Source organism: Sphingosinicella sp. (assembly GCF_052387495.1).
GTDB lineage: Bacteria > Pseudomonadota > Alphaproteobacteria > Sphingomonadales > Sphingomonadaceae > Allosphingosinicella.
In genome coordinates this window covers 1-9035 of the sequence record NZ_JBQTJC010000289.1, presented here as the reverse complement: position 1 = coordinate 9035, position 9035 = coordinate 1, and the positions used below count along the sequence as shown (strand labels likewise).

6 protein-coding genes are annotated in these 9035 nt (G+C 70.2%); all 6 read right to left on the bottom strand.

Annotated elements, in window-relative coordinates; translation table 11 throughout:
- On the bottom strand, positions 1–2471 hold a 2471-nt coding region (addB, locus tag ACT4N8_RS15895), incomplete at its 3' end, for a double-strand break repair protein AddB (protein ID WP_444859085.1).
- Positions 2472–2522: 51 nt separating this feature from the next.
- The gene (locus ACT4N8_RS15890; protein WP_444859084.1) at positions 2523–3284 is read right to left on the bottom strand and encodes a nucleotidyltransferase family protein; all 762 of its coding nucleotides are present in this window, start codon (positions 3282–3284) and stop codon (positions 2523–2525) included.
- Complete coding sequence (locus tag ACT4N8_RS15885) at positions 3281–4273, bottom strand: aminoglycoside phosphotransferase family protein (RefSeq protein WP_444859086.1); 993 nt, start codon at positions 4271–4273, stop codon at positions 3281–3283. The genes ACT4N8_RS15890 and ACT4N8_RS15885 overlap by 4 nt, the downstream gene beginning before the upstream one ends.
- Positions 4270–4716, bottom strand: a complete 447-nt coding sequence (tsaE, locus tag ACT4N8_RS15880; protein ID WP_444859083.1) for a tRNA (adenosine(37)-N6)-threonylcarbamoyltransferase complex ATPase subunit type 1 TsaE — start codon at positions 4714–4716, stop codon at positions 4270–4272. Before tsaE ends, ACT4N8_RS15885 begins: the two co-directional genes overlap by 4 nt.
- A gap of 3 nt (positions 4717–4719) precedes the next feature.
- Positions 4720–7101 (bottom strand): PAS-domain containing protein, encoded by a 2382-nt coding sequence (locus ACT4N8_RS15875; protein ID WP_444859082.1) that lies wholly within the window; start codon positions 7099–7101, stop codon positions 4720–4722.
- Between the two features lie 265 nt (positions 7102–7366).
- Complete coding sequence (gene ahcY / locus ACT4N8_RS15870) at positions 7367–8779, bottom strand: adenosylhomocysteinase (protein WP_444859081.1); 1413 nt, start codon at positions 8777–8779, stop codon at positions 7367–7369.
- Positions 8780–9035: the final 256 nt, after the last annotated feature.

The following is a 9035-nucleotide window of genomic DNA, read 5'->3' as shown; positions in this document are numbered from 1 at the left end:
TCCGCCTCGGCGGCGAGCGGACGGCGCCCATTGGCGCGGTCCTCGGCCATCCGCCCGGCGATGAAGTCGATCGCCTCCAGCAGCCGCGGCTGCCAGAGCGCGCGCATCAGCGGATGGGCGTCGGCCCCGGCGAGGAAGGCCTCGGCGCGCGGGCGCAGCTTCGCCGGGTCGCACTCATCCTCCTTCAGCCAGGCCTCGAGCACGGCATGCACCGCGCTGCCGCGCCAGGCAGCGCTGGGATCGACATCGACCGCGTCGAGCGCGTTGAGGCGCAGGATGCGGCGGGCATAGAAAGCGAACGGATCGGCCTTGAGCCGGTCGACTTCGGTCACCGAAATGCGGTCGGGGCGCTTCTCCGGAGATGGCGCCGGGCGCGTGGCCGGGCGATAGGCGGCGGGCCGGTCGATCTCGCGCGTCCATTTGCGCAAGAGCGGAGCGCGGGTGACGCCGCCGGTCATCGCCTCCAGCCTGAGCCAGAAGCGCGAGGCGATGGCGGGCGCGCGGGCGTCGCGCCGGGCGCGGGTGACGAGCACCTGCGGCGCGCCGAGGCCGACCGCGAAATCGTGCGCGGCGAGGCCGATCCGCCGCTCCAGCGAGGGCAGGCCGAGCTCGGCGCGCAGCCGCGGCGCGAGCCAGGGATCGGGGGCGGGCAAAGCCGGCCAAACCCCCTCGTTCAGTCCGCCGAGGATCATCAGATCGGCCTGCTGCAGCCGCGCCTCGATCAGGCCCCAAATGAAGATGCGCGGATGCTGGCCGTAAGGCGGGCGCACCGCTTGTGCGGCCAGCAACCGCTCCAGCAGCGTAGGCAGCGCGGCGACGCTCACCTCCTCCGGCCCCTGCCCCGCCGCTTCCTCCAGCGAGGCGAAGAGCTCGGAGGCGGCGCGTCCCGCCGGACCCGTCCAGTCAGCGTCGCCGGCGAGTTGGAACGCCGCCTCGCGCAAGGCGGCGAGATAGTGGGCCAGGCTCGCGCTTTCGGCGAAGGCGGCTTCGAGGGGCCGCAGCACCGGTTCGGCGTCGTGCCACCAGGCCTCGGCCTGGGCGCGGAGCCTCGCGTCGCGCCCGCGCCGGTCGGCGAGATGCGCGGCGAGCCCGTCCAGCCCCACCGCCGGGCGCGGGCCACGCAGGGCGAGATCGAGCAGCCGTACGCCCTCCAGCCAGAGCAGACGCGCCGGGCCGGCCATCACCAACGGGTGCTTGAGTAAAGCGAGCAAAGCGACCGGCGCGAAGCGCTCGGCGGCGGCGGAGGCGAGCGCGAGCAGCAGCGTCCCCGGCGGCGTCTCGGACAGCGGGCGTCCCGCGCTGTCGTCCGCGGCGATGCCCCAGCGGCGAAGATGCGCCGAGACGCGGGCGGCGAGCGCACGGTCGGGCGTGACCAGAGCGGCGGTCCGCCCCGGCGTCTCCAGCGCCTCGCGCAAGGCGACGGCGATCGCCTGCGCCTCCTGGGCGGGATCGGCCAGCTCGAGCGCGCGCACCCCCGTGAGGCGGCGATCGGCGGGGTTCAGCCGCTGCCATTTCTCGGTGAAGACGGGCGGCGCCATGGCGTTGGCGATGGCGCGGCTGCGCGCCGCCGGGGCATCGCGTCCGCCGCCCCGCCGCCAGAGGCGGACCTCGCCGCGGCCGACCCCCATCCGGTCGAGCAGCAGCTTGAGGTGAAATTGCGGATGGGTTTCGAGCGACGGCGCGCGGCGGCCGCTAATTTCGTCCGGCTCGTGCGGGCCGAGCGCGTCCCATTCCTCCTGCGGCATGGCGGGATCGAGCGCGGGGAGGACGACCATCCCTTCGGGCAGCCGCGCCACCGCGCGAAGCAGCCGGGCGACCGCGGGGGCGACGGTGGTGATGCCGGCGGCGCAGACGAAGCCCGGCGGCGGAGTCTCGCACCAGCGCTTCGCTACCGCGTCGAGCAGCCGCCCGCGCCGCTCGGCGAGGTCGATCCGCCCGCGCTCGACGAGAATGGCCGGCCAGTCGGAGAGAATCAGCCGAAGCTGGTCGAGCGACTTCTGCCAATGCGCTGACAGCTCCGGCACGTCTTCGGCGAAGCGGGATAAGCGGGCGGGATCGACCTCCTCGATCCGCAGTTGATCGAGCGTGCGGGCGAGGTCCTCGGCGAGGCGCAGCGCTTCCGCCGCATCGCCGCCATGGTGGCGCTGGACCAGGCGGGCGAGGAGCATCAGCCGCTCGACCGGCTCGATCGCGGGCGGAATGGCCTCGCCCTCCCCGAGCGGCTCCAGCATGCCGCCGATCCTTTCGTCCAGCTCGGGATCGCCGACCGGTACCAGCCGGGGCGGCAAGAGCCCCCCCTCCGAGCGGCGGACGAAGGCGTCCTGCAGCGCGCGGGCGGCGCGGTTGTTGGGAACGAGGCAGAGACCCCGCGCCAGCCCCGTCTTCTCGCGCCCGTAGCGAGCGATCAGCCCTGCCGCGAGCGCATCGGCGAAGGAACGGTGCGGCGGGATAGTGAAGACGGCGGGATTCATCGTAGGGAGCCTAGGAACCCCCGCGTCGTCATTCCAGCGAAAGCTGGAATCTCACCCCTCCCGCAGCATCTCCTCCGCCTCCCGGATCGCCTCGGGGCGGCCGATGTCGAACCAGAGGCCTTGGTGGACGGTGCCGAAGCAGCGGCCCGCCTCGATCGCGCGGTCCCAGAGGCGGTTGGTGGAAAAAGGCCCTTCCGGCAGCTCGCCTTCGAACAGCCGCTTCGAGATCATTTGGATGCCCGTATAGACGAAGGGCGCGACGCCGCGCGGCTTGCGGCGGCTCAGCGTACCCGCGGCATTCATGTGAAAATCGCCGCGGCCCGCATGGCAATTGGCTCGGGCGAGCGGGACGAGGAGGAGCAACGCGTCCATCCGCGCCTCGTCCCAGGCCGAGGCTAGCAAATTCAGCGTGTCAACCGGCCCGTCCACCCAGAGATTGTCGGCGTTGACCGCTAGGAAGGGATCGGCGCCGATCAGGGGGAGCGCCTTGACCAGGCCGCCGCCGGTCTCGAGCAATTGCTTGCGCTCGTCGGAGACCGCGATCTCGATGCCCTTGATCCGCTTGAGATGCGCCTCGATCGAGCCCGGAAGATAGTGGACGTTGACCACCGCTCTCGCCACCCCCGCCGCGCGCAGGCGATCGAAAACATGGTCGATGAGCGGCTTGCCGGCGACCTCGATCAGCGGCTTGGGCCGGGTCGCGGTCAAGGGGCGCATTCGCTTGCCGAGCCCCGCCGCCATCACCATCGCGGTGTCCGGTACCGATGCGCCGGGGCTGGGGCGGAGCGCGAGCGGCTTTTTGTAGCGGCTCATGCGGCGAGCTCCGCCCAGGCGGGGGCGCGCTTCTCGCTCGGCACATTGGCGTCGAACCAGGCGCGGATCGGCGCGGCGGCCGGATTGGCGAGATCGCGCTCGAGCAGGCCCCACATGCGCGGCTGGTAGGTCCGGTAATGCGGCTTGTGATCGCGCTTCCACAGGCGGGTGAAGACGCCGAGGATGCGCGTATTGCGCTGCGCGGCGAGCGCCCAATAAGCGCGCGCGAACGCGGCCGGATCGACCGCCGTCTCGGCGACGTAGCGGTCGATCATCGCCCGTTCGACATGCGGAGAGACATCGCGGCGCGCATCCTCCAGCACCGAGACGAGATCGTAGGCGGGATGGCCGGCGCGTGCGTCCTGGAAATCGAGCAGGCCGAAATGGGCGATGCCGCCGCGTCCGCCGACGAGCATGATATTCTCGGCATGATAATCGCGCAGCACGGTGACCGGGCCGAGACCGTCGCCGTCCACCGGTGCCAAGGTTTCGGTCCACGCCTTCACATAGGCTTCGCGATCGACCTCCAGATCGAAGGCCGGGCAATACCAGTCGACGAACAGCATCAGCTCGTCGAGCCACTCGGGGAGGCCGTGCGGGCTGAGGCCCGGCATCGGCGGGTGGCCGTGCAGGTGGACGAGCAGGTCGGTGGCGATCGCGTAGAGCTCGCCCTCGCGCACGGGCAGCGCGTCGAGCGCCTCGCGCAGGCGATCGTCGCCGAAATCGTCGAGCAGCAGCAGGCCATGGTCGAGATCGGCGGCGAGGATTCGGGGGGCGGAGAGGCCTACCTCCGCGAGCCATTCGGCGACCGCCATGAACGGCCGCGGATCCTCGTGCGGCGGCGGCGCGTCCATCAGCACGGCCCGTCCGGCCGGGTGGCGGATGCGGAAATAGCGGCGAAAGCTGGCGTCGCCGGCCAGCGGCAGGATTTCCGCCCCCTCCCAGCCGCAGCCCGCAAGGAAGTCGCGCGCGGCGGCGGGCGGAATCATCGGGGCGACCATCGGCTCCCCCAAGCGGGCGGCACCTCGGCTGTCAAGGCACGGGAATCCGCTGCGTCCACCACGAAGGTCAGGCGCAGCGCGTGCGGCCACAGCCGGGGCAGCCGCTCGGGCCATTCGATCAGCATGGCGGCGTCGGCCAGCGCGTCGTCGAGGCCGAGCTCGTCCAACTCCTGTGGGTGCTCGATCCGGTAGAGATCGACATGCCAGAACGGGATGCGTGTGTCGGGCGGATCATAGGATTGGACGATCGGGAAGGTTGGGCTGGCGACATCACCCTGATGGCCGAGCCCGCGCAGCACGCCCCGGGCGAGCGTCGTCTTGCCCGCGCCGAGCGCGCCCTGGAGGGCGATGACATCCCCAGGGCGCAGCAGCGGCGCCAGCGCCCGGCCGAAGGCTTCGGTGGCCTCCGCATCGTCCAGCCGGATCGCCATGACCTATTCCGCCACTTCCCGGGTCGGATAGTCCGCCTGTTGGCCGGCGGTGCGCGGCAGGGTGATGGTGACGGTCGTCCCCTGCCCGAGCCGCGACTGGAGCGCAATCGTGCCGCCGTGCGCCTCGATGAATTGCTTGGCGAGCGGCAGGCCGAGGCCGACCGTCGCCGCATCGTCGACGCGGCTGTCGACAGTGCGGTGGAAGCGGTCGAAGACGCGACGGCGGTCGGCGGCGGCGATGCCGCGGCCGTTGTCGGAGACGATGATCCGCGCCTCCTCCGCCGTCCCTTCGGCGCGGAACAGGACGCGGCCGCCCTCTTCCGTATATTGCAGGCCGTTGCCGATGACGTGGCCGACCGCCTGGGTGAGGCGGCGGGTGTCGCCGGTGACGATGCCGACCGAGGGATCGATCTCGACCGCGAGCTCGATCGATTTCCTGCCCGCCAGCTCCCGCATGCCGGCAGCGATCTCCTCGCAGAGGGCAGCGAGGTCGACCTCGTCCTCCGCGAGTAGGAGGCTGCCCATGTCGCTTTGAGTCAGGTCCAGGACGTTGTCGATGAGCGCGCTTAGCCGCGAGACACTGTCGAGAATTGCGGAAACATATTCGACCGCAGTCGGCGGCAATTCGCCCGCATAGCCCTGGCTCAGCATCTCGGCGAAGCCGGCGATCGAGGTGAGCGGCGTGCGCAGCTCGTAGCTCATGTTGGAGACGAAGGCGGTCTTCAGCCGGTCGGTTTCCTCCAGCGCGTCAGTGCGTTCGCGGAGCGCTGCCTCGACCTTCCGGCTGTCGGTGATGTCGAGCATGGTGAAGAGCGCGTTGCCGTCCGGCAGCGGCACCGCGGCGAATTCGAACTCGCGGCCGTCGACGAGGCTGACCCGGCCGGTGCGCTGCTTGCGCTCCTGAGTGGCGCTGCGGACCAGCTCGCGGACCAGGCCGGCATGGCTGGCGCGCTTGAGGCGCGCGGCGAGATGCGGGGTGAGCGCGTCGACGCGGGGATGGGCGGCGAGCTGCTCCTCCTCGAACCCCCACAATTCCTTGAAGCGGTTGTTCCACAGGTTGAGGCGGCCGTCCGAGGCGAAGACGCCGATCGCCTCGAACAGATTGTCGAAGGTGGCGGAGCGGACCCGGAGCAAGGTGTCGCGGGCGGAGGCGAGCTGGATCTGCTCGGTCCGGTCCTCGAAGATCAGGAGCAGGCCGCCGTCGGGCAGCGGCTGGGCGACGACCCGCAGGTGCTTGCCGCCCGGGAGCAGCCAATCCTCCTCGTCGGCGGCGAGGCCGCTGGTGAACCAGCGCCGGCGCTCCTCCTTCCATTCGGGAAAATCGCGGACCTCGGGGAGGTGTCCCGCCTCGCGCATCGCGTCGATCAGCCGGTCGAATTCGGGCCGGTCGGCGAGGAACTCGCCGGTCAGCGAGAAGAGCCGGGCGAAAGGCTGGTTGAAGAAGATCAGGCTGCGGTCGCGGCCGAACTGGGCGACCCCGGCGGAGAGCCGGTCGAGCATGTCGCGCTGGGCGCGGACGAAGCGGCCGAGCTCAGCGCGCGCCTCCTCCTGATCCTCGACGTCGATCGCATAGCCGGCGACGCCGCCGCGGCCGAGCGGGACCTCGACGACGCGCATCGTCCGCCGCTCCCCGGCGATCGTCGCGGGCAGGGTGCGATGCGACTCGGTCTGCTGCTCGAGCACCTGGGCGGCGTCGCCCGATGGGGTGTGCCCATCCGCCTCGTCGATCAGCTCGATGCCATCGCGGACCACGCTGGCCGCGTCCTCGGCCTCGACCGCCGCGACATAGGCGCCGTTGACCATGGTCAGCGCGAGATCGGGGCCGCGATGCCACATCGGGAAGGGCGCGACCTCGATCAGCCGCGACAGCGCGTCGAGCGCGGCAGTGCGCCGATCGAGCTTGCCCTCGAGCGCGGCGATCTGCCCTTCGCTTTCGGTAGCGTCGGCGAACCAGAGCAGGATGGCGCGCTCGGCGAAACCGGGCGGCGCGGGGCCGCCATCGACGCGCAGGATGCGGGCGGAGCCGGGCGGGCTGAAGGCGAGGCTGAAGCTGCCGCCGGTCGCCGCCTCGCCGGCCAGCCGTTCGAGATCGGGCGCGCTCGGCGCCAGCGTTGCGGCAAGGTCGGGCCAGCTCGGGGGCAAGGCGTTGAGTCCAAGCCAGCCCGCCAGCCGCTCGCCGCCCTCGAGCGAACCGTCGCCGTTGACCAGCAGCGGCAGCGCCGGCGCGGCGTTGAGCAGGGCTTCGAACCGGTCGGAGGCGCCGAGCACGGCGGCCGCCTCCGCTGCGAGCCGCCGCCCGCGCAGCGTCGCCCAGAGCGCGAGCGCGAGCCAGCCGCCCGCGACCAGGGCGATCAGGATCAGCGCCGTGCGCGACAGCTCGATCATGAAAGGGGCCACTCCGCCATCCTGCCTTCTCTAAGACGCGGCCCACGGAAACGAAAGCCGCGCCGCCGGCCGAAAGAAAAGGCGGGACGCCGAACGACGCCCCGCCTTCCCGGAAGGGGTCCGATGGATCGACCTAGAGGAAAAATCGATCCGCCGAACCGGAAGTGGTTGAGAACCGACTCCCGGATGCCACGCCGCAGCGGATCGCGCCCCGTCGATTGCGACGAGCGTCGCCAGAGCGCGACGAACGTCACAAATTCAAGCCTCAGTAGCGATAATGCTCGGGCTTGAACGGGCCTTCGACCGGCACCCCGATATAATCGGCCTGGCGCTGGCTGAGCGTGGTCAGCTTGACGCCGAGCTTGCCGAGGTGGAGCGCCGCGACCTTCTCGTCGAGATGCTTGGGCAGGACGTAGACGTCCTTCCCGTACTGCTCGGCCTTCGTCCAAAGCTCGATCTGCGCGAGCACCTGGTTGGTGAAGCTCGAGCTCATCACGAAGCTCGGATGGCCGGTGCCGCAGCCGAGGTTCACGAGGCGGCCTTTGGCGAGGACGATGATCTTCTTGCCGTCCGGGAATTCGACCTCGTCGACCTGCGGCTTGATCTCGGTCCACTTCATGTTGTTCAGCGCCGAAATCTGGATCTCGCTGTCGAAATGGCCGATGTTGCAGACGATCGCCATGTTCTTCATCGCGCGCATATGGTCGAGCGTCAGCACGTCCATGTTGCCGGTGGCGGTGACGAAGATGTCGGCACGGGTCGCGGCCTCCTCCATCGTCACGACCTCATAGCCTTCCATCGCCGCCTGCAGCGCGCAGATCGGATCGATCTCGGTGACGAGGACTCGGGCGCCGCCGTTGCGCAAGGACGCGGCGCTGCCCTTGCCGACGTCGCCGAAGCCGGCGACGCAGGCGACCTTGCCGGCGAGCATCACGTCGGTGGCGCGGCGGATCGCGTCGACCAGCGATTCCTTGCAGCCGTAGAGATTGTCGAACTTCGACTTGGTGACGCTGTCGTTGACGTTGATCGCCGGGAAGGGGAGCTTGCCCTGCTTGGCGAGCTCGTAGAGGCGGTGGACGCCGGTGGTGGTCTCCTCGGACACGCCCTTGATCGCCTGCACGGTCCTGGTGAGGTAGCCGGGACGCTCCTTGAGGAAGCGATTGAGCGTCGCCGCGAAGACTTCTTCCTCCTCATTGGTTGGCGTGAACAGGCTCTCGCCCGCTTCGACCCGCGCGCCCCAGAGCGCGAACATCGTCGCGTCGCCGCCGTCGTCGAGGATCATGTTGCAGGTCGTGTCCTGCCCCCAGTCGAAGATGCGGGTGACGTAATCCCAATATTCCTCGAGCGTCTCGCCCTTGACGGCGAAAACCGGGATGCCGCGCGCCGCGATCGCCGCCGCGGCATGGTCCTGGGTCGAGAAGATGTTGCACGAAGCCCAGCGGATCTCGGCGCCCAGCTCGACCAAGGTCTCGATCAGCACCGCGGTCTGGATCGTCATGTGGAGCGAGCCGGTGATGCGCGCGCCCTTCAGGGGCTTGGCCGCGCCGAACTCGTCGCGCAGCGCCATCAGGCCGGGCATCTCGGTCTCGGCGATCTCGATCTCCTTGCGGCCGAAATCGGCGAGCGAAAGGTCGCGAATCAGATAGTCGCTGAACTGGGTCTGGGGCTGGGTGGCCACGTGCGTCTCCTCGAAAATGCGAAAAGACCGCCGGCAAAAATCAGGCGGTCGCGTGGGTCTCCCCTAGCCGCGGCCGCCCGCAAATGCAAATATAAAGATATCTTTATATGTGCCTAAGCGGTGCCCGATTCCGCGGCGAGCAGGCGCGGGTCGATGCCGGCACCTCGGAAGGCGGCCGCCCAGCGCGAGTCGACGTCGCACTCGTAGAGCAGGCGCTCGTCGCCCGGCGTCACGAACCAGCCGTGGCGGCCCATCT